This is a genomic window from Sphingomonas mollis (assembly GCF_016427505.1).
In the GTDB taxonomy this organism is placed as follows: Bacteria; Pseudomonadota; Alphaproteobacteria; order Sphingomonadales; family Sphingomonadaceae; genus Sphingomonas; species Sphingomonas mollis.
The window spans coordinates 372789-398294 of record NZ_JAELXS010000001.1; the positions used below are offsets into that span (position 1 = coordinate 372789).

20 protein-coding genes are annotated in these 25506 nt (G+C 65.4%); 10 read left to right on the forward strand and 10 right to left on the reverse strand.

Annotated elements, in window-relative coordinates:
* Positions 1-11: 11 nt before the first annotated feature.
* Genes JAO74_RS01700 through JAO74_RS01710 form a run of 3 tightly spaced genes read left to right on the forward strand, consistent with a single transcriptional unit; the run spans position 12 to position 2625 of the window.
* Entirely contained in the window at positions 12-1070 is a 1059-nt protein-coding gene (locus JAO74_RS01700) for a glycosyltransferase family 2 protein (RefSeq protein WP_199034395.1), read from the forward strand.
* Complete coding sequence (locus JAO74_RS01705) at positions 1067-2080, forward strand: glycosyltransferase family 2 protein (RefSeq protein WP_199034397.1); 1014 nt, start codon at positions 1067-1069, stop codon at positions 2078-2080. The genes JAO74_RS01700 and JAO74_RS01705 overlap by 4 nt, the downstream gene beginning before the upstream one ends.
* Positions 2077-2625 carry a serine O-acetyltransferase gene (locus JAO74_RS01710; protein WP_199034399.1) on the forward strand — a complete coding sequence of 183 codons (549 nt, stop codon included), beginning with the start codon at positions 2077-2079 and terminating at the stop codon, positions 2623-2625. Before JAO74_RS01705 ends, JAO74_RS01710 begins: the two co-directional genes overlap by 4 nt.
* Here the strand turns inward: JAO74_RS01710 and JAO74_RS01715 are convergent.
* The gene (locus tag JAO74_RS01715; protein WP_199034401.1) at positions 2609-3130 is read right to left on the reverse strand and encodes a serine O-acetyltransferase; all 522 of its coding nucleotides are present in this window, start codon (positions 3128-3130) and stop codon (positions 2609-2611) included. The two genes, JAO74_RS01710 and JAO74_RS01715, sit on opposite strands and share 17 nt — an antisense overlap.
* Before the next feature lie 176 nt (positions 3131-3306).
* Between JAO74_RS01715 and JAO74_RS01720 the strand changes: the two genes are divergently transcribed.
* The 5 genes from JAO74_RS01720 to JAO74_RS01740 all read left to right on the forward strand — a co-directional run bounded on the left by JAO74_RS01720 (position 3307) and on the right by JAO74_RS01740 (position 9047).
* Entirely contained in the window at positions 3307-4500 is a 1194-nt protein-coding gene (locus tag JAO74_RS01720) for a glycosyltransferase family 4 protein (RefSeq protein ID WP_199034403.1), read from the forward strand.
* On the forward strand, positions 4497-5678 hold the full coding sequence (locus tag JAO74_RS01725; protein ID WP_199034413.1) for a glycosyltransferase family 2 protein: 1182 nt from the start codon (positions 4497-4499) through the stop codon (positions 5676-5678). The genes JAO74_RS01720 and JAO74_RS01725 overlap by 4 nt, the downstream gene beginning before the upstream one ends.
* A gap of 168 nt (positions 5679-5846) precedes the next feature.
* Complete coding sequence (locus JAO74_RS01730; protein ID WP_233150548.1) at positions 5847-7238, forward strand: undecaprenyl-phosphate glucose phosphotransferase; 1392 nt, start codon at positions 5847-5849, stop codon at positions 7236-7238.
* Positions 7239-7519: 281 nt separating this feature from the next.
* On the forward strand, positions 7520-8179 hold the full coding sequence (locus JAO74_RS01735; protein WP_199034421.1) for a PEPxxWA-CTERM sorting domain-containing protein: 660 nt from the start codon (positions 7520-7522) through the stop codon (positions 8177-8179).
* Between the two features lie 145 nt (positions 8180-8324).
* Positions 8325-9047, forward strand: a complete 723-nt coding sequence (locus JAO74_RS01740; RefSeq protein WP_233150549.1) for a hypothetical protein — start codon at positions 8325-8327, stop codon at positions 9045-9047.
* Here the strand turns inward: JAO74_RS01740 and rfbA are convergent.
* From rfbA to JAO74_RS01775, 7 genes are all read right to left on the reverse strand, one after another.
* Positions 9041-9913, reverse strand: coding sequence for a glucose-1-phosphate thymidylyltransferase RfbA (gene rfbA / locus JAO74_RS01745; RefSeq protein WP_199034423.1), 873 nt, complete (start codon positions 9911-9913; stop codon positions 9041-9043). The genes JAO74_RS01740 and rfbA overlap by 7 nt on opposite strands.
* A complete protein-coding gene (gene rfbD, locus JAO74_RS01750) occupies positions 9910-10809 on the reverse strand; it encodes a dTDP-4-dehydrorhamnose reductase (protein ID WP_332908704.1) in 900 nt (299 codons plus the stop codon). Before rfbD ends, rfbA begins: the two co-directional genes overlap by 4 nt.
* An 8-nt stretch (positions 10810-10817) precedes the next feature.
* Positions 10818-11873 (reverse strand): dTDP-glucose 4,6-dehydratase, encoded by a 1056-nt coding sequence (gene rfbB, locus JAO74_RS01755; RefSeq protein ID WP_233150550.1) that lies wholly within the window; start codon positions 11871-11873, stop codon positions 10818-10820.
* Positions 11874-11882: 9 nt separating this feature from the next.
* Complete coding sequence (gene rfbC, locus JAO74_RS01760) at positions 11883-12449, reverse strand: dTDP-4-dehydrorhamnose 3,5-epimerase (RefSeq protein ID WP_199034425.1); 567 nt, start codon at positions 12447-12449, stop codon at positions 11883-11885.
* A gap of 382 nt (positions 12450-12831) precedes the next feature.
* On the reverse strand, positions 12832-17118 hold the full coding sequence (rpoC, locus tag JAO74_RS01765; protein ID WP_199034427.1) for a DNA-directed RNA polymerase subunit beta': 4287 nt from the start codon (positions 17116-17118) through the stop codon (positions 12832-12834).
* 120 nt (positions 17119-17238) lie between these two features.
* Positions 17239-21411, reverse strand: a complete 4173-nt coding sequence (gene rpoB, locus JAO74_RS01770) for a DNA-directed RNA polymerase subunit beta (protein ID WP_199034428.1) — start codon at positions 21409-21411, stop codon at positions 17239-17241.
* A 210-nt stretch (positions 21412-21621) separates the two neighbouring features.
* Positions 21622-22710, reverse strand: coding sequence for a sialidase family protein (locus JAO74_RS01775; protein WP_199034430.1), 1089 nt, complete (start codon positions 22708-22710; stop codon positions 21622-21624).
* Between the two features lie 406 nt (positions 22711-23116).
* Here JAO74_RS01775 and JAO74_RS01780 point away from each other — a divergent pair, with 406 nt between their 5' ends.
* Complete coding sequence (locus JAO74_RS01780; protein ID WP_199034432.1) at positions 23117-23494, forward strand: IS110 family transposase; 378 nt, start codon at positions 23117-23119, stop codon at positions 23492-23494.
* Positions 23446-24060 carry a transposase gene (locus tag JAO74_RS01785; protein ID WP_199034434.1) on the forward strand — a complete coding sequence of 205 codons (615 nt, stop codon included), beginning with the start codon at positions 23446-23448 and terminating at the stop codon, positions 24058-24060. The genes JAO74_RS01780 and JAO74_RS01785 overlap by 49 nt, the downstream gene beginning before the upstream one ends.
* Before the next feature lie 250 nt (positions 24061-24310).
* Here JAO74_RS01785 and rplL read toward each other — a convergent pair whose 3' ends face one another.
* Together rplL and rplJ are read right to left on the reverse strand one after the other, a co-directional pair.
* Positions 24311-24685, reverse strand: coding sequence for a 50S ribosomal protein L7/L12 (gene rplL / locus JAO74_RS01790; RefSeq protein WP_199034436.1), 375 nt, complete (start codon positions 24683-24685; stop codon positions 24311-24313).
* 67 nt (positions 24686-24752) lie between these two features.
* Positions 24753-25268, reverse strand: coding sequence for a 50S ribosomal protein L10 (rplJ, locus tag JAO74_RS01795; RefSeq protein ID WP_199034438.1), 516 nt, complete (start codon positions 25266-25268; stop codon positions 24753-24755).
* Positions 25269-25506 lie beyond the last annotated feature (238 nt).

Here is a 25506-nt window from a genome sequence, read left to right on the forward strand (position 1 = left end):
CGAACATCGATATGACGACCCTCACGCTGCCGCGTATCATCGACCGTCGCGTGACGGCGGTGATCGTCAATTACCGCACGCCCGATCTGGCGATGGCGTGTCTGGCGGCGCTCGACCGGGAACGGCGTTTCCTGCCGGGGCTGGATGCGATCCTGGTCGATGGCGGATCGGATGATGGATCGGCCGAGAAGCTGGCCGACGCGGTGACGGCGGACGCGTTCGCCGACTGGGTGACATTCCTGCCGCTGGCGTTTAACGGTGGTTTCGGCTGGGCCAATAATCAGGCGATCCGTCGCGCGTTGACGCGGAGCGATCCGCCCGAATTCATCTATCTGGTGAACCCCGATGCGGTGATCGAGGAGGGCGCGTTGGCGTTGCTGGTGGCGACATTGGTCGATGCGCCGAAGGCGGCATCGGCCGGCAGCCTGCTGCTGTCGCCCGAGGGGCATCCGCTCGGTTCCGCCTTTCGTTTCCCCACCGTCGCGCGCGAGTTTCTGCGTGGTGCCAATACGCCGTTGATCGAACGCCTCGTCGGCAGTGCACCGCTGGTCATCGAGACGGCCGAGACGACCGAAGCCGACTGGGTGACCGGCGCCAGCGTGTTGTTGCGGGCGGAGGCGCTGCGCGACTGCGGCCTGTTCGACGAGGGGTTCTTCCTGTATTTTGAGGAGGTCGAGCTGATGCATCGCCTCGCGACCGCGGGGTGGCGGTCGCTGCATTGTCCGGCCAGCCGCGTCTGGCATGTCGGCGGCGCGGCGACGGGCGTGGTCGATGGCGCGAGCGCGCAGCGACCCTTGCCCGATTACTGGTTCCGGTCGCGTCGGCGGTTCTTCGCGAAGGCCTATGGCCCGTTGCAGGCGCGGCTGTCGGGGATCGCATGGCTGGGCGGCTATGCGATCTGGCGCCTGCGCGAGATCGCCGGGCTGGGCCGTGACAGCGCGCATGCGCCGGGCGAATGGCGCGACCTGATCCGTAACGGCGTGGGGCCGTCCTCGCTAGACCGGGAAACGGCGATCGGCCGCTGGGATGGTCCACAGGATCAATTGCCGCACTGGAAGACGCGATCATGACCGAAGCCCGGCCATCGCCTGCGATCATCGCGATCGGGCGCAACGAGGGGGAGCGGTTGAAGACCTGTCTCCGCTCGCTGCCCGCCGATGCCGCGCGCATCTATGTCGATTCGGGATCGACCGACGGCAGCGTGGCCTTTGCCCAGACGCAAGGCGTGGAGGTCGTCACCCTGCCGCCCGGTACGCGCTTCACGGCGGCGTTGGCCCGCAATGCCGGGCTGGCGGCGCTGGCCGGGCATCCGACCGAGTTCGTGCAGGTGGTGGATGGCGATTGCGAGCTCGATGCCGCGTGGCTGGATACCGCCGTCGCGGCTCTCGTCGCCGATCCCGGACTGGCCGTGGTGTTCGGTCGTCGGCGCGAGCGCTTCCCCGATGCCAGCATCTATAACCGCATGTGCGACGACGAGTGGAACGTGCCGGTGGGGGAGGCCAATTCCTGTGGCGGCGACGCGCTGTTCCGTCGCGCGGCGCTGGATCAGGCGGGGGGCTATGCGCCCGAACTGATCGCCGGGGAGGAGCCGGACCTGTGCCTGCGGCTACGGACATCGGGCTGGCGCATCCGACGGCTGGATGCGGAGATGACCCGACATGATGCGGCGATGACGCGGTTCGGCCAGTGGTGGCGGCGCACCGAGCGCAGCGGGCATGCATTTGCGCAACTGGCGTGGCGGCATGGCGCGGCCGGCGATCCGCACTGGCGGCGCGAGGTGCGCAGCATGACCGTCTGGGCAGGGTTGCTGCCGATTCTGATCGTCGTCGCGGCGCTGGCGATCGGATGGTGGGCCGGCCTTGCCATCGCGTTGCTCTATCCGGTGCAGGTCGTGCGGATCGCCCGCCGGATGCGGCATCGGCCGGGGCTGGACGATCGGGCGGCGTGGTCGCTGGCGTTCCATCTGGTGCTGGGCAAGTTCGCGCAGATCAAGGGCGCGGCGCTGTTCCACTGGCGGCGGCTGACCGGGCGCAGCGGATCGCTGATCGAATACAAGGGCCCGGAAGCGCAGCGGGCATGACGCTGGGCGATCTGTGTCGGCGGATAAAGGCGGATTGGCGGGCGCACGGTCAGGACTGGACCAAGCCCGGTTTCCGCACGATCGCAGCCTATCGTTTCGGTGTCTGGCGGATGGGGGTGCGGCAGCCGTTCCGCGCCCCGCTGTCCGTCCTGTACGTGTGGGCATTTCGCTGGTGCCGGAACATCTATGGCATCGAATTGCCCTATACCGCGACGGTCGGGGTCGATGTCGTGATCGAGCATCAGGGCGGGATCGTGGTGCACGGGTCGACCGTGATCGGCGATCGCTGCATCATCCGGCAGAACTGCACGCTGGGCGTCCGCTCGCTCGACCGGTTGCAGGATGCGCCGGTGCTGATGGCCGACGTGAACGTCGGGGCGGGGGCGGTGATCCTGGGCCGTGTCACGATCGGGGCAGGAGCGGCGATCGGGGCCAATGCCGTGGTGCTGACCGATGTGCCGGCGGGCGCGCTGGCCATCGGAGTACCGGCGACGATCCGGTTGCGGGCCTTGCCGGATACGGCCGGGGTCAGTCTGCCCCGCTGATGACCCGCGCGGGGATGCCGACGGCGGTGGCGCCGGCGGGTATGTCGGACGTCACGACGGCGTTCGCGCCGATCCGGGCGTGATCGCCGATCGTCACCGGTCCGATGATCTTGGCACCCGCCCCGACATCGACATGCGCGCCCAGCGTCGGCGCGCCCTTGCCCGTGTTGCCGATCGTCACCTGCTGGAACAACAGGCAGTTGGGGCCGATCACCGCCCAGGGTGAAATGACGATTCCGGACGGATGCGGCATCATCAGGCCGCCACCGATCCGTGCGCCGATCGGGATGTCCGCGCCGGTAATGATCGACCAGAAGCGATGGCGCTCGGACGCCAGCCGACGCTTCAACCGGGCGAAGGGACCGCTGGCCGCCTGATAATCGCGGATCGCGCGCAGCAGGGCGCGCGAGGGATACCATTGCAGCCGCCCCTTATATTCGCGCGACCAGTCGGGTTCGATCACGGTCGTCCGCGACGGGGCCGGATCGTCGATGCTGCCGGTCATGCGCGTGATCTCTTTCCCGTGATAGTGCGGCTTTCCACCGCTAAACCCGACTTTCCCCGACACTGACAAGAGGGGTTGGAAGGGGAAGACGTTGACCTTGCGCGTCCGATCGTCTTTGTCGTTTATACCGAAGGCGTATCATCGGTGTACAACGGGGCGGGGCGATCCGATCAGTCATGAACATCGCGTATCTCGTCAACCGTTATCCGACCGTGAGCCACACCTTCGTTCGCCGGGAAATCCTGGGTATCGAGGCGGCCGGTCACCGCGTACACCGTTTTTCGATCCGCGCCGCGCCCGATGACCTGCCCGACCCCGCCGATCGCGCGGAGCGGGAGAAGACGGCGGTGATCCTGACGAAGGCAGTGCCGCTGTTGCTGGGCGCGGCGGGGTTGGTGCTGCGGCGGCCGGGGGGCGCATGGGCCGCGTGGCGTGCAAGCAAGGCGATGACGCCGCCGACCGCGCGTGGGTTCGTGGCGCGCGTGGCCTATCTGGCGGAGGCCTGTTCGCTTAGTTCGGCGATGCACCGCGCCGATGTCCGCCATCTGCACGCGCATTTCGGCACCAATCCCGCCGCCGTCGCGCGGATGGCGCATCTGATCTCGGGCATCCCGTATAGTTTCACGGTGCATGGCCCCGACGAGTTCGACGAGCCGCGCCAGCTCGATCTCGCCGGCAAGATCGCCGATGCGAAGTTCACCGTGGCGATCAGCGATTATGGGCGCAGCCAGTTGTGCCGCTGGGTCGATACGGCGCATTGGCCGCGTATCGTGGTGGTCCGCTGCGGCGTCGATCTGGCGGCAATCGACGCCGCACAGGCCGATGCCGAACCCGGTTTCGATTTCTGCTGCATCGCACGCCTCGCGCCGCAAAAGGGGCTGCCGATCCTGCTGGACGCGTTGACCCTGCTGGGCGAACGCGGCGTGCGGCCGCGCGTGGCGCTGGTCGGGGATGGTCCACTGCGCGACGAACTGGAACGCGGCATCGCCGCGCGGGGGCTGGGCGGACAGGTCGCCTTGCTGGGCAGCAAGGGCGGGGCGGCGGTCGCTGCACAGTTGCGGGCGTCGCGGGCGATGGTCCTGCCGAGTTTCGCGGAAGGCCTGCCGGTCGTCATCATGGAGTCGCTGGCGGTCGGCACGCCGGTCGTGACGACGGCGGTGGCGGGCATTCCCGAACTGGTCGATGACGGCTGTGGCTGGGTCGTGCCGGCGGGGTCGGTCGAGGCACTGGCCGATGCGATGGCCGAAGCGCTGTCGGCGGATGCCGATCGCCGCGCGGCGATGGGCGCGGAGGGTCGCCGCCGGGTTGCGCACGACCACGATGCGGGGCGCAACGCGGCTTTGCTGCTGAAATATATGGAGGCGGCATGACGGTAATCGACCTGCTCTGCCTGCTGGTGGTCGCCCCGCTGATCCTGGCGACCGGCGTCTTTCTGGTCGAGGCGTGGGGCGGTGCGATCCCGCGCCGTGATGCGCGGGGCACGCTGCCGCCCTTCGATGCTGCATCGACCGTCATATTGGTGCCGGCCCATGATGAGGAGCTGGGGATCGGCAAGGTGCTGGCGGCGATGCGGGCCGGCATCCCCGCCGACATGCGTATTCTGGTGGTGGCCGACAATTGTTCGGACCAGACCGCTGCCGTCGCGCGGGCAGCCGGGGCGGATGTGGTCGAGCGGCATGATGTCGACCGGCGGGGCAAGGGCTTCGCGCTCGATCGCGGTCGGCAGGAACTGGCCGGCGATCCGCCCGCGTGCGTGATCGTGGTGGATGCCGATACCGTGCCGGCCGCCGGTGCGCTCGTGCGGCTCGCCGGCGCGGCGATCGCGTCTGGCCGCCCGGTGCAGAGCGCCTATACGATCGCCGTCACCGATGCGGATGGCAGCGTCGCCCGCTTTTCCGCCGCCGCCTTCTATATCAAGAACGCCGTGCGTCAGCTGGGCGCGGCCCGGATTGGCGCGCCGGCGTTGCTGACCGGATCGGGCATGGCGTTTCCGTGGGCGATCTTCGCCGATCTGCCGCTGGCGACGGGGCATGTCGCCGAAGACCTGATGCTGGGCGTACAATCCAGCCTGGCGGGGCGGCCGCCGTCGTTCGATCCGCTGGCGATCGTGCTCGGGTCGGCCAGTTCCGATCGCGGCACGGCGGTGCAGCGTCGCCGCTGGGAGTCCGGCTTTTTCCAAGTGGCGGGCGACAGCGCCGGTGCGTTGTTCCGCCGTGCCGTCACCACCCGCCGCCCCGGTCTGGCGTGGCTGGGCCTGCACCTGCTGACGCCGCCGCTGGTGCCGCTGTTGACGCTCGACATCGCCGCGACCCTGCTGTTGGTGCTGGCCTTCGTCATCGCCGGTGTCGGTGGGGCGGCGATGGGTATCCTGATGGTAATGACGGTGATGGCGGTGACCGCGGTCGTCGTCGCGCTGATGGCGCACGGTCAAACAGCTTTGTTACGGGGTTGGCGCGATGTACCGCGCTATGTCGTGTGGAAGCTCGGCCTGTCGTTGGCGGCGCTGGTGCGGCGCGAGCGGACGTGGATCAGAACCGATCGGGACTGATCGGGATCGAGTTTGCGCACTGTTAATCATGCTATCCTTATCATGGTGACCAAGGGGTAGAACGGGGGAATGGGAGTTGAGACGATCGTGAGCCCGGTGACTGATGCTGGCAACGGCGCCGGGGCCGGCCCTCCGAAGCAGAATCGGCGTGCGAGTCGCACGCCGGCGATGCTGGAACTGTCGAGCCTCGCGGCGCGGCTGTTCGAGGGCCTGACCGTGCTGATCGTCGGGCTGCTAGGCATCTGGCTGACCTTTGCGATATTCGATCTGCGGCCGCTGGACGAATATGTCCGCGTCGCGTGGCTCAGCGCGGTCGTCTATGCGCTGATCGGCGAGCTGATCGGCTGTTACGACGTCGATGCCCGCTTCTCGCTGCGTTTCGGATGGACGCGGGTGCTGACGGCCTGGATCGGGTCCTGCGTCGCGATGTTGACGCTGGCATTTTTCCTGAAGGCGTCCGAGGGCTTCTCGCGCGGATGGACGGTTTTCTGGTTCGTGTCGGTGGCGCTATCCCTCGTCGTGGTACGTGGCCTGACGACGGTAGGGCTGCGATCGCTGAAGCGGCGCGGCATCTTCAACGAGCGTGTCGCCATCCTCGGCGCGAATACGCAGGGGCGCCGGCTGGCCAGCTACATCCGGTCGAACAGCGTGCTGACGGTGGATATCGTCGGATGTTACGACGATCGCGGCACCGGTGACGACGGCGGCTGTATTCCCCTGCGCGGCGGGGTCGAGCAACTGCTGACGGATATCCGCGCCGAACGGATCGATCAGGTCATCGTCGCGATGCCGTTCGCCAGTGACGAGGAATTGCAGGACGTGGTCGGGCGGCTGGCGATGCTGCCGGTGCTGATCCGGCTGGCGCCCGACCTGTCGTCGTTCACGATGGCCGGCCAGTCGATGGTGATGCTCGGCGATCTGCCACTGATGACCCTGTTCGAGCGGCCGATCAACGATGTCGATCAGGTCATCAAGCGGGTGGAGGATCTGCTGCTCGGGTCGATCGTCCTGATCCTGGCGGCGCCGTTCCTGGCGATGGTGGCGCTGGCGATCAAGATCGACAGTCCCGGTCCGGTGTTCTTCAAGCAGGAGCGGGAGGGTTTCAACCATCGCCGCTTCCGCATCTGGAAATTCCGGTCGATGCGTAACGACACGCTGCAATATGACGAGATCAAGCAGGCGCAGGTCAGCGATCCGCGCGTGACGCGCGTCGGCCGGATCATCCGGGCCACGAGCATCGATGAGATTCCGCAGCTCTTCAACGTCGTGATCGGCAACATGTCGCTCGTCGGTCCGCGCCCGCACGCCCCCTCGACAAGGGTGGCGGGCGTGTTGTTCAGCGAGGCTACGCAGAAATACGCCGCCCGCCACCGCGTGAAGCCGGGCATGACCGGGTGGGCGCAAGTGAACGGCTGGCGCGGCGAAACCGATACCGACGAGAAGTTGCTGAAGCGCGTCGAGTTCGATCTGTTCTACATCGATCACTGGTCGGTGGGTTTCGACCTCTACATCATGGCCCGCACCGTCGCAGCCGTGCTTTTTCCCAAATCCGCCTACTGATTCGGCCGGCCGGCACCATGGTAGAGTCGGGATCGCGATCGCCGACCCTTTCCGCCGATTAACCGGCGGGGTGCTGTTTCAGCATGGGACGGGGATCTGACCCGTTAACCACACCGGCGCATAAATCGTCCGAAAGCGAGCCTTTTATCGCCGGCAACAGCTTTACTCGCCGATTAACGACTGCTTTACCGATTGCAGGCCGCAACGCGGTTCGCCCCCGCGATCAAGCGCTCCATCAGCGAAGCGCAGGTTGCAAGACAAGGTGAAACAGGGAGATTATGATGATCAAGCAGGTATTGTTCGCCGCCGCCGCTCTCGGCGCACTGGTTTCCGTCCCGGCATCGGCCGCCACGCTGGTTTCCGAGCAGGGTAGCGCCGCCACGTTCGCCGCCCCCGCCGGCGCGCTGACGTTCAACTTCAACGCGGCAACGCCGGCGTTCACGCTGAGCAACGCCGCGATCGTTTCCGGCACCACGCCATTGTCGTGCGTCACGAAGTGCAGTGCACAGCCGGCGTTCAGCGACGGCAGCGACTATCTGGCCGTCTATGGCGGCGGCGTCGCATCGTATCAGGGTTCGACTGCCTTCGAGTCGGTCAGCTTCTTCCTGGGTTCGATCGACACCTTTAACTCGGTCCGCATCTTCAGCACCACCGGTGCCCTGATCGCCGCCTATACCGGCGCCGATTTCACCCTGCCGTTCGAACCGAATGGTGACCGGTCGTTCCCGTACTTCAACCGTCGCATCACCTATTCGGTGGGCAGCGGCGAAGCCAAGATCGGTGGCATCTCGTTCAGCAGCGGCCTGAACTCGGCGGAAGTTGACAACGTCGTGTTCGCCGTGCCGGAGCCTTCGACCTGGCTCACGATGCTGGCCGGGTTCGGCATGATCGGTCTGGCGATGCGCGCTCGTCGCCGCCGCACGAACGTCGTGTTCGCCTGATCCATCCGGATATCTGACGAAGGGGCGTCGCCACCATGGTCGCGGCGCCCCTTTTTCTTCGGTCCATGGCGGGACGGACTGCCCGCACTTTCCGGGCTGGCCTTGATCCGACGATGGCGTAGAATGCGATCATGGGGGAACCATGATGACGACGCGGCCGATCGATCCGTTCGTGGATGACATCCACCGGTATGAGCGATCCTGGACACTGGTCACGGGGTCGCGGCGCTGGTCCTTTACCAAGGTCGATTATCGCTCTTCCTGTACCGCGTTGCAGGTCATCGACCATCGCGCGGCCCCGCAGCGGCGGTCGATCACGACGATGCTTGGGATCATGCTGGCGCTGATCGCGGGTGCGACGACGCTGGGTCTTGCGGTGAATTCCGACCGGGCAGCGGCGGGCAATCGCTACACGTTGAGCATCGCCGTGCCGGAAAAGCCGCGAACCGCCGTCGTAAAGGCGAAAGCCATCAGGAAGCCCGCTGTGGTGCCGGTCACCGCTGTTGCCGCGTCACCGGTGCCGTCGGCGGACGCGGTGGCGGACGATACGGCTGTGTCGGTGATCGACGATGATCCGGCGCCCGACCAATCCGTCACCCGACTGCTGGCAATGCAGCCGGCGGTGTCGGCGGCGATGAGGACCGGTCAGATGCAGCAATGGGCTAAATCGGACGGCAGTGAGCGCGGCTTCGTCGTCGCGGGGCCGTCCGCCGGCGGGTGCCGGACGTTGTCGGTGCTTATCAAGCGCGGCGGCGATAACGAGGTGAAGAGCCTGCGCGAATGCGGCGCGACCGGAAAGGCCGTGCCGGCGGCCGCCAGCGCCGGGGATCAGGCGATGACGGCCGGGGATGTTTCGATCGATCAGTGAGCGTCGTTGACCGCGGCGAGGATGGCGCGGCCATAGGCGGTCTTCTTCAGCGCTTCGCCACGCTCACGCGCCTGATCGGCGGTGATGAAGCCCTTTTCGAACGCGATCTCTTCCAGACAGGCGACTTGGATGCCCTGACGATGCTGGATCGTGCGGACGAATTCCGACGCCTCCAGCAGCGAATCATGCGTGCCGGTATCCAGCCACGCATAACCGCGGCCCATCTGTTCGACGTATAGATCGCCCGACTCCATATAAAGCCGGTTGAGATCGGTGATCTCCAGTTCGCCGCGATGCGACGGCTTAAGATCGCGGGCTAGCTGCACCACGCGGTTGTCGTAGAAATACAAGCCGGTGACCGCGTGGTTGGACCTGGGCTTTTCCGGCTTTTCCTCAAGGCTGATCGCCTTGCCGCCAGCCGCCAGTTCAACAACGCCGTACCGCTCGGGATCGTCGACGCGATAGCTGAACACGGTCGCACCCTCGGTCCGCGCCACGGCGCTTGCCAGCAGGTCGGTCAGGTGCGCGCCGAAGAAGATGTTGTCGCCCAGCACCAGCGCGACACGGTCGTCACCGATGAAGTCCGCGCCGATCGTGAACGCCTGCGCCAGCCCCTCGGGCTTCGGCTGTTCGGCGTAATCGATCGACAGGCCCCAGTTCGACCCATCGCCGAACATGCGCTTGTAATTGTCGATATATTCGGGGCTGGAGATGATGAGGATGTCGCGGATCCCCGCCAGCATCAGCACCGACAGCGGGTAATAGATCATCGGCTTGTCGTAGACCGGCAGCAACTGCTTGTTGATCGCCAGCGTCGCCGGATGGAGCCGGGTGCCGGAGCCGCCGGCCAGAATGATGCCCTTCATTTGGGTGCTCCCAGGAGTTCGTCGAGAATGTCGCCCAGCGCCGATTGCCAGCCACGGGGATGGATGCCGTGTTCGCGCTCGATCGCGCGGTGGCTGAGCAGCGAATTGGCCGGGCGCTTCGCCGGGGTCGGATAGTCCGCCGTCGTGATCGGCTCCACCGTGGGGGAGGGGCCACCACGCGCGGCCGACTGGCGGAAGATCTCCTCGGCAAAGCCGTGCCAGTCGGTCGGGCCGGCGTTGGAGAAGTGATAGGTGCCAGTCGGCGCGTCGATGTCCTCGACCAGCCGTACCGCCAGCGTGGCGAGCGCGGCGGCGAGGTCGGTGGCGCTGGTCGGGCTGCCGCGCTGATCGGCGACGACGCGCAGGGTCGGACGATCCGCCCCGACGCGCAGCATCGTCTTGATGAAGTTGTTGCCATGCGCGCTGACCACCCACGCGGTGCGGACGATCGCATGGCGGGGGCAGGCGGTGCGGACGGCGAGTTCGCCGCCCAGCTTCGATGCGCCATAGACGCCGAGCGGGGCGACGGGATCGTCGATCTCCCATTCGCCGTCGCGGTCGCCGGCGAAGACATAATCGGTCGAGACATGGACGATCGGGATGCCCGCCGCCTGCGCCGCCGCCGCCAGTGCGGCGGGGGCGATCGCATTGACCGCCCATGCCGTCAGCACGTCGGTTTCCGCCTTGTCGACCGCGGTATAGGCGCCGGCCGAGACGATGGCCGCCCAAGGCTGGCCGTCATGACCCGCCGCCACCGTTGCGGTGATCGCGGCGGGATCGGTCAGGTCGAGATCGGCGCGGGTCAGCGCGACCGCAGCCCATCCCTCCGGCCAGGCGTGACGGGCCAGTTCGGTGCCGACCTGCCCGGAGGCACCGGTGACGAGGACGTACTTCACGGACAAGGTCAGGCCGCCAGACCGCGACGCTGGTCGGCGCCGCTCTTCTCGACGATCGGCCGCCACCAGCTTTCGTTGGCCAGATACCAGCCGACGGTCTTCTCGATGCCGCTGTCGAAGGTTTCGGCGGGGCTCCAGCCGAGTTCGTCGCGGATACGGCTGGCGTCGATCGCGTAGCGCTTGTCGTGGCCGGGGCGGTCGGCGACGTAGCCGATCTGCGTCGCATAGGACTGGCCATCGGCGCGTGGGCGCAGGCGATCGAGGATCGAGCAGACGGTGTTCACCACCTCGACGTTCTGCTTCTCGTTGTTGCCGCCGATATTATAGGTGCGGCCGATCTGCCCCTTTTCGAACACGGTCTGCAACGCGCGGGCGTGATCCTCGACGAACAGCCAGTCGCGGACCTGATCGCCCTTGCCATAGACGGGCAGCGTCTCGCCGGCGAGCGCCTTGACGATCATCAGCGGCACCAGCTTCTCCGGGAAGTGGTACGGCCCGTAATTGTTCGAGCAGTTGGTGATGAGCACCGGCAGGCCGAACGTGTGGCCCCATGCCGAGACGAGGTGATCGCTGCTCGCCTTGGATGCCGAATAGGGCGAGCGCGGGTCGTAGGGCGTCTCTTCGGTGAAGAAGCCGGTGTCGCCCAGCGAGCCGAATACTTCGTCGGTCGAGATGTGGTGGAAGCGGAAGGCTTCCTTCGCGGCGCCCTCCAGCGTCTGCCAGTAGCGGCGGGCCTCGGTCAGCATCTGGAACGTGCCGACGATGTTGGTCTGGATGAACGCGTCCGGGCCGTCGATCGACCGATCGACATGGCTCTCGGCGGCGAGATGCGTGATGATCTCGGGCCTGAATTCCTCGATCGCCGCGCGAACGGCGGCGCCGTCGCAGATATCGCCCTGCACGAAGCGATAGCGGTTGGAGCTGGACACCTTTTCGACGGTGGTCAGCGTGCCGGCATAGGTCAGCTTGTCGAAGTTCAGGACCTCGTGCTCGCTGTGGTCGATCAGCTGGCGGACGAGGGCCGAGCCGATGAAGCCGGCACCGCCGGTAAGCAGAATGCGCATGATGTTACCTCAAGCCAGGGGCGCCAGCGGGCTGCCGTCATAAGGGAAGGGGCTGTCGAAATCGGCGAGCGTCGGGAGCTTCACGTCCTTGGGCGACAGTTCGGGGACAGTGCTGGCGGGCATCGGCCAGTCGATACCGCAACTGTCCCAGCGGACGCCGCCGTCGCAATCGGGGGCGTAGAGCGACGACACCTTGTACGTGACCTCGCAATCCTCCTCCAGCGTCAGGAAGCCGTGGGCGAAACCGACGGGTACGAACAACTGGTGGCCGTTTTCCGCGGTCAGTTCCGCCCCGACATACTGGCCATAGGTCGGCGATCCTTTCCGGACATCGACCGCGACGTCGAAAATGCGGCCACGGATGCAGCGCACCAGCTTGTCCTGCCCGTGCGGCTGGCGCTGGAAATGCAGGCCGCGCAGCGTGAAGCGCGGGGCCGACATCGAATGATTGTCCTGCACGAAGCGGCAGGTGATGCCACGTTCGGCGAACGTCGCCTCGTTATAGACCTCGGTAAACCATCCGCGGGCATCGCCGTGGCGGCGCGGTTCGATCAGGGTGGGCAGGGTGGATTGCATGCTGGCTTCATCCCTTAAATCACGGGGTTAAACAAGTCGTGGATGACCGTGTTTTGTTGCGGTGCAGCGACAGCGGGCAGGAAACGGGACAGGCGGTGGCGATTGGGACCCGGCCGGAAAGTCGCTAAAGTCACACCTGCGGCCGCGCGCGCGGGCGCCAGCGCGCGAGGGTGTCCGTGAGTTTAATCGCTTCGGTGAGAAAGAGTAGGTGTTGGGGGAGTACGTACATCGAAGGCTGTAGGACAGTTTTTTTTGCTGACGCCGACCCTCACCCTTCCGGCGCTTCGCGCCTCCCTCCCTCTCCCGATGGGAGAGGGAAAAGAAAAAGCCGCCATCCGTTGGTCCGGATGACGGCTTTTCCTCATTCAGCCTGAACGACGGATCAGTCGTTCAGATACTCGCCCGCATCGGCGTCGGTGCCGGTGCCCGACGTTACGACCGCAGCCAGTGCATCGTCACCCGTGCCAGCGCTTTCGCGTGCGGTACGGGCCTTTTCGGCGGCGCGCTGATCGGCGGCCGTCAGCGGCGCGACGATCGAGGCCGACAGGGCCTTCTGTTGCGCCCGGAGCGCGACGTCGCGGCTGGTGGCCGCCACGCGCAGGCGGTTCATGCCCGCACCCGTACCGGCCGGGATCAGGCGACCGACGATCACGTTCTCCTTCAGGCCCATCAGCGTGTCCTGCTTGCCCTGGACCGCCGCCTCGGTGAGGACGCGGGTGGTCTCCTGGAACGACGCCGCCGAGATGAAGCTGCGGGTCTGCAACGACGCCTTGGTGATGCCGAGCAGGACGGGCTTGCCCGCTGCGCGTGCCTGACCCTTGTCGAGCTTGTCGTTGACCGCATCCATCTCGTCGCGATCGACCTGCTCGCCCTTCAGCAGCGTGGTGTCGCCGCCGTCGGTGATCTCGACCTTCTGCAGCATCTGACGAACGATGGTCTCGATGTGCTTGTCGTTGATCTTCACGCCCTGGAGACGATAGACCTCCTGGATTTCCGACACGAGATATTCGGCCAGCGGCTCGATCCCCATCGTCTCCAGGATGTCGTGCGGATCGGGGCTGCCGCCGATCAGGTTGTCGCCACGCTTGACGTAGTCGCCTTCCTGAACGTCGATCACCTTCGACTTCGGCACCAGATACTCGACGATATCGCCGCCATCCTCGGGCTGGATGCCGATCTTGCGCTTCGCCTTGTAATCCTTGCCGAACACGACCCGGCCGGAAACCTTGGCGATGATCGCCGCCTCCTTGGGGATACGTGCCTCGAACAGTTCGGCGACGCGCGGCAGACCGCCGGTGATGTCGCGGGTCTTGGCGGACTCGCGGCTGACACGGGCCAGCACGTCACCGGCATGGACCTGCGCATTGTCATCCACCGACAGGGTGGCGCCCGATGCCAGCATGTAACGGGCGGCCTCCGCCTCGCCTTCGCCGGTCAGGGTCAGGCGGGGACGCAGATCCTCCTTCGACTTGGTCGACGTGCGATAGTCGATGACGACGCGCTGGGCGATGCCCGTCGCTTCGTCGGTCTGCTCGGTGAGCGTCTTGCCCTCGATCAGGTCGACATACTTCACGATGCCCGAGTTCTCCGTAATCACCGGCATGGTGAACGGGTCCCATTCGGCCATGCGATCGCCCTTGGTCAGCACATGGCCGTCCTCGAACAACACATAGGCGCCGTAGGGGATACGGTGCGTCGACAGCTCGCGACCATCCATGTCGAGGATCGCGATCTCGCCCGAGCGGCTGAGCGTCACGCGGCGACCACGCTGGTCGACGATGAGGCGCAGGTCGCGGAACTGGGCGGTGCCGTCGACCGGCGCCTCCAGGTTCGACTGCTCGTTCAGCTGGGCCGCGCCGCCGATGTGGAAGGTCCGCATCGTCAACTGCGTGCCCGGCTCGCCGATCGACTGCGCCGCGATCACGCCGACCGCCTCGCCGATGTTCACCGGCGTACCGCGTGCGAGATCACGGCCGTAGCACTTGCCGCAGACGCCGATCTTCGATTCGCAGACCAGCGGGCTGCGGATCTTCATGCCCTGGATGCCGATCGCCTCGATCTGCACGATCATCGCCTCGTCGAGCAGCGTGCCCGTCGGGATGACGACCTTGCCGGTCTTCGCATCGACCACGTCCTCGGCCGTGGTGCGGCCCAGGATACGCTCGCCGAGCGACGCGATGACCGAGCCGCCCTGCACGATCGCCTTCATCTCCAGCGCACGCTCGGTGCCGCAATCCTCCTCGATGATGACGCAATCCTGCGACACGTCGACGAGACGGCGGGTGAGGTAGCCCGAGTTGGCGGTCTTCAACGCCGTATCCGCGAGGCCCTTGCGGGCGCCGTGGGTGGAGTTGAAGTATTCGAGGACGGTCAGGCCCTCCTTGAAGTTCGAGATGATCGGCGTCTCGATGATCTCGCCCGACGGCTTGGCCATCAGCCCGCGCATACCGGCGAGCTGCTTGATCTGCGCCTGCGAGCCACGGGCACCGGAGTGCGCCATCATGTAGATCGAGTTGATGTCCTTCTCGCGGCCCTTGTTGGGACCGTCGGTGTAATGCCGGACCGCCTTGATCTCGTTCATCATGGAGTTCGCGACCTGGTCGCCGCAACGGCTCCAGGCGTCGATCACCTTGTTGTACTTCTCCTGCTGCGTAATCAGGCCGTCCTGATACTGCTGCTCGAAGTCCTTCACCTGATCGCGCGTCTCGTCGACCAGCTTGTCCTTGTCCGGCGCGATGATCATGTCGTCCTTGCCGAACGAGATGCCGGCGCGGAACGCGTGACGGAAGCCCAGCGCCATGATCGCGTCGGCGAACAGCACGGTCTCCTTCTGGCCGGTGTGGCGATAGACCTCGTCGATCACGTCGCCCACGTCCTTCTTGGTGAGGAGGCGGTTGACGGTCTCGAACGGCACCTTCGACGATTGCGGCAGGGTTTCACCCAGCAACATGCGTCCCGGCGTCGTCTCGAACCGCTTCATATACTGCTTGCCGTTCTCGTCGGTCTGCGGAACGCGGCTGATGATCTTGGTGTGCAGCGTGACGGCCTTGGCCTCCAGCGCCTGATGCACTTCCGACATATCGGAGATCAGCATGCCCTCGCCGGGCTCGCCTTCCTTCAGCATCGACAGGTAATACAAGCCCAGCACCATGTCCTGCGACGGCACGATGATCGGCTTGCCGTTGGCGGGCGACAGGATGTTGTTCGTCGACATCATCAGGACGCGCGCTTCCAGCTGGGCCTCGAGGCTCAGGGGGACGTGCACGGCCATCTGGTCGCCGTCGAAATCGGCGTTGAACGCGGAGCAGACTAGCGGGTGGAGCTGGATCGCCTTGCCCTCGATCAGCACCGGCTCGAACGCCTGGATGCCCAGACGGTGGAGCGTCGGCGCGCGGTTCAGCATCACGGGATGCTCGCGGATCACCTCGTCCAGGATGTCCCAGACTTCCTTGCGCTCCTTCTCGACCCACTTCTTCGCCTGCTTCAGCGTCATGCTGAGGCCCTTGGCGTCGAGGCGCGCGTAGATGAACGGCTTGAACAGTTCGAGCGCCATCTTCTTCGGCAGGCCGCACTGGTGCAGCTTCAACTCGGGACCGGTCACGATGACCGAACGACCCGAATAATCGACGCGCTTGCCCAGAAGGTTCTGGCGGAAGCGGCCCTGCTTGCCCTTCAGCATGTCGGACAGCGACTTCAGCGGACGCTTGTTGGCGCCGGTGATCGTGCGACCACGACGGCCGTTGTCGAAAAGGGCGTCGACCGCCTCCTGCAACATGCGCTTCTCGTTGCGGACGATGATGTCCGGCGCGCGGAGTTCCATCAGCCGCTTCAGGCGGTTGTTGCGGTTGATGACGCGGCGATACAGGTCGTTCAGATCCGACGTCGCGAAGCGGCCGCCGTCCAGCGGCACCAGCGGGCGCAGTTCGGGCGGGATGACCGGCACGACTTCGAGGATCATCCACTCCGGACGGTTGCCCGAATCGATGAAGGACTCGACGACCTTCAGGCGCTTGATGATCTTCTTGGGCTTCAGCTCGGACTTGGTCGTCGCCAGCTCTTCAAGCAGTTCCTTGCGCTCGCCTTCAAGGTCGAGCGATTCCAGCATGATGCGGACCGCCTCGGCGCCGATGCCGGCCGAGAACGCGTCTTCGCCATACTGGTCCTGCGCGTCGAGGAGTTCATCCTCGGTCAGCAGCGAGAACTTCTCCAGCGGGGTCAGGCCCGGTTCGATGACGATATACGCCTCGAAATACAGCACGCGCTCCAGCTGCTTCAGCTGCATGTCGAGCAACAGGCCGATGCGCGACGGCAGCGACTTCAGGAACCAGATGTGCGCGACCGGCGCGGCCAGTTCGATATGGCCCATCCGCTCGCGGCGAACTTTCGACACCGTGACTTCGACACCGCACTTCTCGCAGACGATGCCCTTGTACTTCATGCGCTTGTACTTGCCGCACAGGCACTCGTAATCCTTGATCGGACCGAAGATGCGCGCGCAGAACAGGCCGTCACGCTCTGGCTTGAACGTGCGATAGTTGATGGTTTCGGGCTTCTTGATCTCGCCGAACGACCACGAACGGATCTTGTCGGGGGAAGCGATACCGATCTGGATCTGGTCGAAGGTTTCGGGCTTCGCGATCGGATTGGCGAAATTGGTCAGTTCGTTCATGTCTGTACCTCATTCCCCTCCCGCTTGCGGGAGGGGCTAGGGGAGGGCCTGTTACCGGGGAAGTGCCTGCCCACAGGCCCTCCCCCGACCCCTCCCGCGAGCGGGAGGGGAGCAGAAGGATTACTCCGCCGCGATGGCGATGCCGTCCGCGTCGACCTCGTTGCTCTTGAGATCGACGTTCAGGCCCAGCGAGCGCATTTCCTTGACGAGCACGTTGAAGCTCTCCGGAATGCCGGCCTCGAACGTGTCGTCACCCTTGACGATCGCCTCGTAGACCTTGGTGCGGCCGACCACGTCGTCCGATTTCACCGTCAGCATTTCCTGCAAGGTATAGGCGGCGCCATAGGCCTGGAGCGCCCAAACCTCCATCTCGCCGAAGCGCTGGCCGCCGAACTGCGCCTTGCCACCCAGCGGCTGCTGCGTGACGAGTGAGTACGGCCCGATCGACCGGGCGTGGATCTTGTCGTCCACAAGGTGATGGAGCTTCAGCATGTAGATGATGCCCACCGTGACCTTGCGGTCGAACTGATCGCCGGTGCGGCCGTCGAACAGGTCCGACTGGCCCGACACGTCGAGGCCCGCCAGTTCCAGCATCGCCGCCACATCGGCTTCGACCGCGCCGTCGAACACCGGGGTGCCCATCGGAACGCCGCCGCGCAGGTTCTCCGCCAGTTCGACGATCTCCTGCCCGTCGCGCGCCTCGATGTCGGCGATGTAGTGATCGCCGTAGACGACCTTCAGCCGCTCCTTGACCGCCTCGGGCATCGCACCCGCCTTGACATCGGGATTGGCCTCGCGCCAATCGTCCAGCGCGACGCTGATCTGCTGGCCCAGACCGCGTGCGGCCCAGCCCAGATGCGTCTCAAAGATCTGACCGACGTTCATGCGGCTTGGCACGCCCAGCGGGTTCAGCACGAGATCGACCGGCGTTCCGTCCGCGAGGAAGGGCATGTCCTCCTGCGGCAGGATGCGGCTGATGACGCCCTTGTTGCCGTGACGGCCGGCCATCTTGTCGCCCGGTTGCAGCTTGCGCTTCACCGCGACGAAGACCTTGACCATCTTCAGCACGCCCGGCGGCAACTCGTCGCCCCGCTCCAGCTTCTCGCGACGGTCGTGGAACTTGTCGGTGATCAGCTTGGCGGCGTCGTCATACTGCTGCTTGACGGCTTCCAGATCGGACTGGACCTTGTCGTCCTGCACCGCGAACTTCCACCAGTCGTGTCGGTCGACGCTGTCCAGCAGGTCCATGTCGATCGCCGAGCCCTTCTTCAGGCCCTTCGGCACAGCCGTCGCGACCTGATCGAGCAGCATTTCGCGCAGGCGGCTCCAGGTCGCCCGGTTGAGGATCGCGCGCTCGTCGTCCGAGTCCTTCTTCAGGCGCTCGATCTCCTCGCGCTCGATCGCCATCGCGCGCTCGTCCTTGTCGATGCCGTGGCGATTGAAGACGCGGACGTCGACGATCGTGCCGGCAACGCCCGGCGGCAGGCGCAGCGAGGTGTCGCGCACGTCCGATGCCTTTTCACCGAAGATGGCGCGGAGCAGCTTCTCCTCCGGCGTCATCGGGCTTTCGCCCTTCGGCGTGATCTTGCCGACGAGGATGTCGCCCGGCTCGACCTCTGCGCCGATGTACACGATGCCCGCTTCGTCGAGGTTGCGCAGGGCTTCCTCACCGACGTTGGGGATGTCGCGGGTGATGTCCTCCGGCCCCAGCTTGGTGTCGCGGGCCATCACCTCGAACTCGTCGATATGGATCGACGTGAACACGTCGTCCTTCACGATCCGCTCGGAGATGAGGATCGAGTCCTCGTAGTTGTAGCCGTTCCACGGCATGAACGCGACGAGCGCGTTGCGGCCCAGCGCCAGCTCGCCGAACTCGGTCGACGGACCATCGGCCAGCACGTCGCCGGCCATGATGACGTCGCCCACCTTCACCAGCGGACGCTGGTTGATGCAGGTCGACTGGTTCGAGCGCTGGAACTTCATCAGCGTGTAGATGTCTACGCCCGACTTGCCGGCATCGACCTCACCCGTGGCGCGGATGACGATACGCGACGCATCGACCTGATCGACGATGCCGGCGCGGCGGGCCGAGATGGCGGCGCCGGAATCGCGGGCCACCGTCTCTTCCATGCCGGTGCCGACGAACGGCGCCTCGGCGCGTACCAGCGGCACGGCCTGACGCTGCATGTTCGAACCCATCAGCGCGCGGTTGGCGTCATCGTTTTCCAGGAACGGAATGAGCGACGCGGCGACCGAGACGAGCTGCTTCGGGCTGACGTCCATCAGGGTGATGTTGTCGGGCAGCGCCATCAGGAATTCGCCCGCCTGACGCGACGACACCAGTTCCTCGGCGAACCCGTTGTCCTCGGTCAGTTCGGCCGATGCCTGCGCGATCGTGTGCTTGGCCTCTTCCATCGCCGACAGATAGACGACGTCGTTCGTCACCTTGTGATCGACGACCTTGCGGTACGGCGTCTCGATGAAGCCGTACTTGTTCACCCGGCTGAACGACGCCAGCGAGTTGATGAGACCGATGTTCGGGCCTTCCGGCGTTTCGATCGGGCAGATGCGGCCATAGTGGGTCGGGTGAACGTCGCGGACCTCGAAGCCCGCACGCTCACGCGTCAGGCCGCCCGGCCCAAGCGCCGAAACGCGACGCTTGTGCGTCACTTCGGACAGCGGGTTCGTCTGATCCATGAACTGCGACAGCTGCGACGAGCCGAAGAATTCACGCACCGCGGCGACCGCCGGCTTGGCGTTGATGAGGTCGTTCGGCATCACCGTCGATACATCGACCGACGACATGCGCTCCTTCACGGCGCGCTCCATGCGGAGCAGGCCGACGCGGTACTGGTTCTCCAGCAACTCGCCGACCGAGCGGACACGACGGTTACCGAGGTTGTCGATATCGTCGATGTCGCCCTTGCCGTCCTTCAGATCGACCAGCGTCTTGATGACCGCCAGGATGTCCTCGGTGCGCAGCGTCGTTACGGTATCCTCGGCATCGAGGTCGAGACGCATGTTCAGCTTCACGCGGCCGACGGCCGACAGGTCGTAGCGATCGGGATCGAAGAACAGGCCCGAGAACAGCGACTCGGCCGTCTCCAGCGTCGGCGGCTCGCCGGGGCGCATCACGCGATAGATGTCGGACAGTGCCTGCTCGCGCTCTTCGGCCTTGTCGGCCTTCAGCGTGTTGCGAATCCACGGACCCACCGAAACATGGTCGATGTCGAGCAGTTCGATCCGCTCGATCCCGGCCTTGTCCAACGCCTCCAGATTTTCCGCCGAGATTTCGTCGCCGGCCTCGACATAGATTTCGCCGGTGGTCTCGTTGATGAGATCATAGGCGGAATAGCGGCCGTAGATTTCTTCAGTCGGAATCAGCAGCTCGGTCAGACCGTCCTTGGCCGACTTGTTGGCGGCGCGCGGCGAGATCTTCTGTTGCGCAGCGAACACGACTTCGCCCGACGAGGCGTCGACGATGTCGAACAACGGCTTCACGCCGCGCCAGTTGGCCGGATCGAACGGGATGATCCAGCCGCCCTGACCGCGCACATAGGTGACGCGGTTATAGAACTGGCTGAGGATGTCCTCGCTCGTCATGCCGAGCGCATAGAGCAGCGCCGTGACCGGCAGCTTGCGCTTGCGGTCGATGCGGACGTTCACGATGTCCTTGGCGTCGAATTCGAAATCGAGCCACGAACCGCGATACGGGATCACGCGGGCAGCGAACAGATACTTGCCCGATGCGTGCGTCTTGCCGCGATCATGGTCGAACAGCACGCCCGGCGACCGGTGCATCTGCGACACGATCACGCGCTCGGTGCCGTTGATGAAGAAGGTGCCGTTCTCCGTCATCAGGGGCATGTCGCCCATGTAGACGTCCTGCTCCTTGATATCGATGACCGACTTGGCTTCCGTGTCGGGGTCGACCTCGAACGCGGTCAGGCGGAGGGTGACGCGCATCGGCGCGGCATAGGTGATGCCCCGCTGACGGCATTCCTCGACGTCGAACTTCGGCGGTTCAAGGACGTAATCGTCGAAATCGAGATAGGCGGTGCCGGCGAAATCCTGGATCGGGAAGACGCTGCGCAGCGTCTTTTCCAGGCCCGAGACGTGGCCGATCGACTTGTCCGAACGCAGGAACTGCTCATAGCTTTCGCGCTGAACCTCGATCAGGTTCGGCATCTGCACCACTTCGTGGATGTTGCCGAAGACCTTGCGGATGCGCCGCTTCGCGGTGCCGCTCTCGGTGCGCCGTGCGCTCCCGCCGTCGATCGCCTTGGTTGCCATGGGTAGCTTTTGCCTCATCAGCCAGAATTACGGGCGCAGGGGTCGGACGCAAAAAAGCCGATCGCAACCCGTGCGTCGGCTTTCGGCGTCCTGATACCGTCAGTTTCCCATTCGATCAGCGCGCTGCGCGACGGCGCGTCGTTTCCCGGAGACTGTGGCAAGGATCGCGATATAGGGTCGGTGTTGGGTCGTGTCAAAGGGTAAGCCGCGTTACCTCAGTCGGCGCGGATCGATCACGACGTGGCGGATGCGGGTGCGGTTGTGGGTGTAGGTGACGTGGATCAGGCCGTCGCGTGTCTGGATGACGGCGGGATAGGCATAGCCATCGGGCACGGGTCGGCTCTCCAGCGTCAGGGCGTTGCGCCAGTGGATGCCGTCATCCGACAGGCCGATGTTGAGCGGCCAGCGGGGGCCGTCGCCGGGGCGGTCGGGGAAATGGGCGCTGTGATTATAGACGATGAGCTGACGGCCATCGCGCAGCGTCACCGCATCGGTGCCGGCATTGGGATTGGGCAGGTCGATCGCGGCGAGCGGCGACCACGTGACGCCGGCGTCGCTTGACCAGCTCATGGCCAGCGCTCCCTGTCGGGTGCGGGCGACCAGTTCCAGCTTGCCGGCGGGGTGCGACAGGATGCTGGGCTGGATCGCCTCGATATGCATCGGCGAGGCGATCCGGTCGCCGACCCGCCATGTCCGGCCGCGATCGGTGCTGCGCTCGATGCGGATCGACCAGATATTGTCCTCTGGCGTCCCTTCCTCGCGGCTGGAGGGGGAAAGCCATGCGCCGTCCGGGGCGATGACGGGCTTGTTCTTGATCGGGCCGAGGACGCCATCGGGAAGGCGACGCGGGGTGCTCCAGTGACGACCGCCATCGGTGAAGGTGATGACCATGCCCCACCAGTCGCGCGGTGACGGGCCGACCTTGTAGAACAGGTGCAGGTCGCCGCCGGGCGGCTGGAACAGGACCGGGTTCCAGGTCGGAAACTGGCGGCCGTCCGTGGTCTTGCCGTCGGCGACCGCGACGGGCGTCGCCCAGCCGGCGGGGCCGCGGCGGGCGAACCAGATCGCTACGTCCGGGCGGCTTTCGCCAGTGCCGCCGAACCAGGAAGCGGCCAGCGTGCCATCGGGCAACTCGACGATCGTCGAGGCGTGGGCCTGCGGATAGGGGGCGGTGGTGTAGATGAATTCGGATCGGATGATGGGGGAGTGCGGGGCGGCGGGTGAGGGGGCGGCGAAGGTGATGGCGATGGCGATGGCGACCGCGATCGCTGCGAATATCCTGATGCTGTCAGAGATCATTCGTTGTTCCTTCGCTGACTTTGCCTGTTTGGCTTCTTCGTTTGAAGGCGGGGTGGCGCTCAAGAACAATCGTATGTCTTCATCTGTCTGTTCGTGCTGAGTAGAGATCGAGTAGCCCCGCAGGGGCGTATCGAGGGCTCGTATCGAAGCACCGTTCCGGCTACCAACCTGTCCTTCGATACGGGCTTTCGACAAGGCTCTCCTCGTATATTGCTGGCAGGATCGGCGCAGATGTGATGCGCTGCTCCCGCGCGATGCCGGTTCATGACCCGGCATCGCGCGGGAGCGGGCAGATCGTGGCTCTCCTTGGTCTTCGAGATCGCAACTCAGCTCGGCCGCCTGCTCCCTCGTGATTGTGTCGAACGGTTGATCGGGCGCCCGAGCCCGCATGCGAGGTGGAGTCATCATGCAGCAGCCAAGCCATGTCGGCATCGACGTTTCCAAGCATCATCTCGATGTCGCCTTTCCCGGCGTGTCCAAGGTATGGCGCACGCCGAACGATGCCAGCGGCATTGCCGCGCTGATCCGGCGGGTCCAACGGCTGAACAGCCCACATGTCGTCTGCGAGGCGACCGGCGGGTACACACGACGCTTGACGAGCGACCTGGCCGCCGGGGCGGTTTCGCTCAGCCGGGTCAACCCCCGCCAGGTGCGGGATTTTTCACCCGTGCCACCGGTCGACTGGCGAAAACGGACGAGATTGACGCGGCCGCCATCTTGCGGTTCGCTGATGCCATGCAGCCGCCGGCATCGCCTGCACCATCGCCTGAACAGGTCCGGCTGACCGACCTGGTCCGCCGACGCCGCCAGCTAGTCGATACCGCCGCCCAGGAAAAGCAGCGCGAGCCGATCCCGGGGCAGCCGCTCGTCACCGGTTCGGTTGAACGGCACCTGGCTTTCCTGGTCGGGGAAATCGCCGCCATCGACCAAGCGATCGCCGACGCCATCGAAGCTGATGGCATGCTCGCCCGGCGTGCTGAACTGCTGCGGAGCATCCCCGGTGTCGGGGTCGTCACCGCTGCAACGCTGGTCGCCGAATTGCCGGAACTCGGTACCACCGGCAACAAGCAGATCGCCGCGCTCACCGGTGTCGCCCCCATGAACCGTGACAGTGGCATGTCCCGCGGCCAGGCACATATCGCCGGCGGACGAATGTCGGCACGCTGCTGCCTCTACATGGCCACGGTGGTCGCCATCCGCTGCAATCCCGCCATACGCCCGTTCTACAAGCACCTGCGCGAACAAGGAAAGCCGCCCAAGGTCGCCATCGTCGCCGCCATGCGCAAACTTATCACCACCGCTAACTCCATGCTCGCCCATGATCGACCATGGCGTGCCGATCCTGCTTGACCCGCAATACGGTTGCTGAGCGAAGTCGAAGGGCTCAATCCCTACTCAGGACGAACGGGTGAGCTAAGATCGTCCGGTTCTGGCCGCTTTTTTCGCCGAAACGAGAAAGGGCGGCCCCCGTGTGGGAGCCGCCCTTTATCCTTGGCGAGCCGTCATGGGAGTAAATCCCATGACGTCGGTCGGGCTATGCCCGCCGGCCGGCCTTGCAGGGATGCCGGGTAGCTTCGCTGCCCCGCATTCCTGCTGCGGCTTACTTGACCTCGACGGTCGCGCCGGCTGCTTCCAGCTGAGCCTTCAGCTTGGCGGCCTCGTCCTTGTTCACGCCTTCCTTGACGGCCTTCGGAGCGCTCTCGACGAGCGTCTTGGCTTCCGTCAGGCCCAGGCCGGTGATCGCGCGGACTTCCTTGATGACGTTGATCTTCTTGCCACCGTCGCCGGTCAGGATCACGTCGAACTCGGTCTGCTCTTCAGCGGCCGGTGCGGCGGCGCCGCCGCCAGCTGCCGGTGCTGCGACCGCTGCTGCGGCCGAAACGCCCCACTTCTCTTCGAGCAGCTTCGACAGCTCGGCTGCTTCCAGGACGGTCAGTTCGCTCAGGCTCTCAACGAGCGCGTTCAGGTCTGCCATGTGTATTCTCCATGCGGGGGACGATGCCCCCAAAGTTCAGGTTGAAACCAGGAATGCTCAAGACGGCTTATGCCGCCTCCTTCTCCGCATAGGCGGACAGCACGCGCGCGAGCTGTGCAGCCGGAGCCTGCGTGATCGTGGCGATCTTCGTGGCGGGTGCCACGATGAGGCCGACGATCTTGGCACGCAGTTCGTCCAGCGACGGCAGCGTTGCGAGTGCCTGGATGCCCGCGACGTCGAGGGGCGTCGAGCCCATCGCGCCACCCACGATTTCGAACTTGTCGTTCGTCTTCGCGAAATCGACCGCAACCTTGGCTGCGGCGACCGGGTCGATCGAGGAAGCGAGAGCGACAGGGCCGGTCAGCATATCGCCGATCGATCCATAGTCGGTCCCGTCGAGCGCGATCCTGGCAAGCTTGTTCTTCGAGACCTTGTACGTCGCGCCAGCGTCCCGCATCTTGCCGCGCAGCACAGTGGACTGTGCGACGGTCATGCCGAGGTTGCGGGTCACGACGACCACGCCGACTTCGGCAAAGTTACGGTTCAACTCGGCGACGGCTGCGGCCTTTTCAGTCCGATCCATGCCATTCTCCACGTTTGGACACGCCCGAAAAGGACGTGCCCGGTTGAGTCCATCGATGGGGAAGGGGGACCGGCCGCATGGAATACGGCAGATAAATCTCTATCCCCGTCTCGGCAGGACATTAAGCCGTGGCAAACCCACGACACCTGCTGTCTCGGACGGAGTTCGGCGGGCAGAAGCCTGCCGAACGCGGGGGTGCCACTAGCGCGTCGTACGTGAAAGTCAACTTTCGCGTGCA

Coding starts and splice junctions, on each gene's coding strand:
- JAO74_RS01700 (WP_199034395.1), top strand. CDS start 12: ATGACGACCCTCACGCTGCCGCGTATCATCGACCGTCGCGTGACGGCG.
- JAO74_RS01705 (WP_199034397.1), top strand. CDS start 1,067: ATGACCGAAGCCCGGCCATCGCCTGCGATCATCGCGATCGGGCGCAAC.
- JAO74_RS01710 (WP_199034399.1), top strand. CDS start 2,077: ATGACGCTGGGCGATCTGTGTCGGCGGATAAAGGCGGATTGGCGGGCG.
- JAO74_RS01715 (WP_199034401.1), bottom strand. CDS start 3,130: ATGACCGGCAGCATCGACGATCCGGCCCCGTCGCGGACGACCGTGATC.
- JAO74_RS01720 (WP_199034403.1), top strand. CDS start 3,307: ATGAACATCGCGTATCTCGTCAACCGTTATCCGACCGTGAGCCACACC.
- JAO74_RS01725 (WP_199034413.1), top strand. CDS start 4,497: ATGACGGTAATCGACCTGCTCTGCCTGCTGGTGGTCGCCCCGCTGATC.
- JAO74_RS01730 (WP_233150548.1), top strand. CDS start 5,847: ATGCTGGAACTGTCGAGCCTCGCGGCGCGGCTGTTCGAGGGCCTGACC.
- JAO74_RS01735 (WP_199034421.1), top strand. CDS start 7,520: ATGATCAAGCAGGTATTGTTCGCCGCCGCCGCTCTCGGCGCACTGGTT.
- JAO74_RS01740 (WP_233150549.1), top strand. CDS start 8,325: ATGACGACGCGGCCGATCGATCCGTTCGTGGATGACATCCACCGGTAT.
- rfbA (WP_199034423.1), bottom strand. CDS start 9,913: ATGAAGGGCATCATTCTGGCCGGCGGCTCCGGCACCCGGCTCCATCCG.
- rfbB (WP_233150550.1), bottom strand. CDS start 11,873: ATGCGCATTCTGCTTACCGGCGGTGCCGGCTTCATCGGCTCGGCCCTC.
- rfbC (WP_199034425.1), bottom strand. CDS start 12,449: ATGCAATCCACCCTGCCCACCCTGATCGAACCGCGCCGCCACGGCGAT.
- rpoC (WP_199034427.1), bottom strand. CDS start 17,118: ATGAACGAACTGACCAATTTCGCCAATCCGATCGCGAAGCCCGAAACC.
- rpoB (WP_199034428.1), bottom strand. CDS start 21,411: ATGGCAACCAAGGCGATCGACGGCGGGAGCGCACGGCGCACCGAGAGC.
- JAO74_RS01775 (WP_199034430.1), bottom strand. CDS start 22,710: ATGATCTCTGACAGCATCAGGATATTCGCAGCGATCGCGGTCGCCATC.
- JAO74_RS01780 (WP_199034432.1), top strand. CDS start 23,117: ATGCAGCAGCCAAGCCATGTCGGCATCGACGTTTCCAAGCATCATCTC.
- JAO74_RS01785 (WP_199034434.1), top strand. CDS start 23,446: ATGCAGCCGCCGGCATCGCCTGCACCATCGCCTGAACAGGTCCGGCTG.
- rplL (WP_199034436.1), bottom strand. CDS start 24,685: ATGGCAGACCTGAACGCGCTCGTTGAGAGCCTGAGCGAACTGACCGTC.
- rplJ (WP_199034438.1), bottom strand. CDS start 25,268: ATGGATCGGACTGAAAAGGCCGCAGCCGTCGCCGAGTTGAACCGTAAC.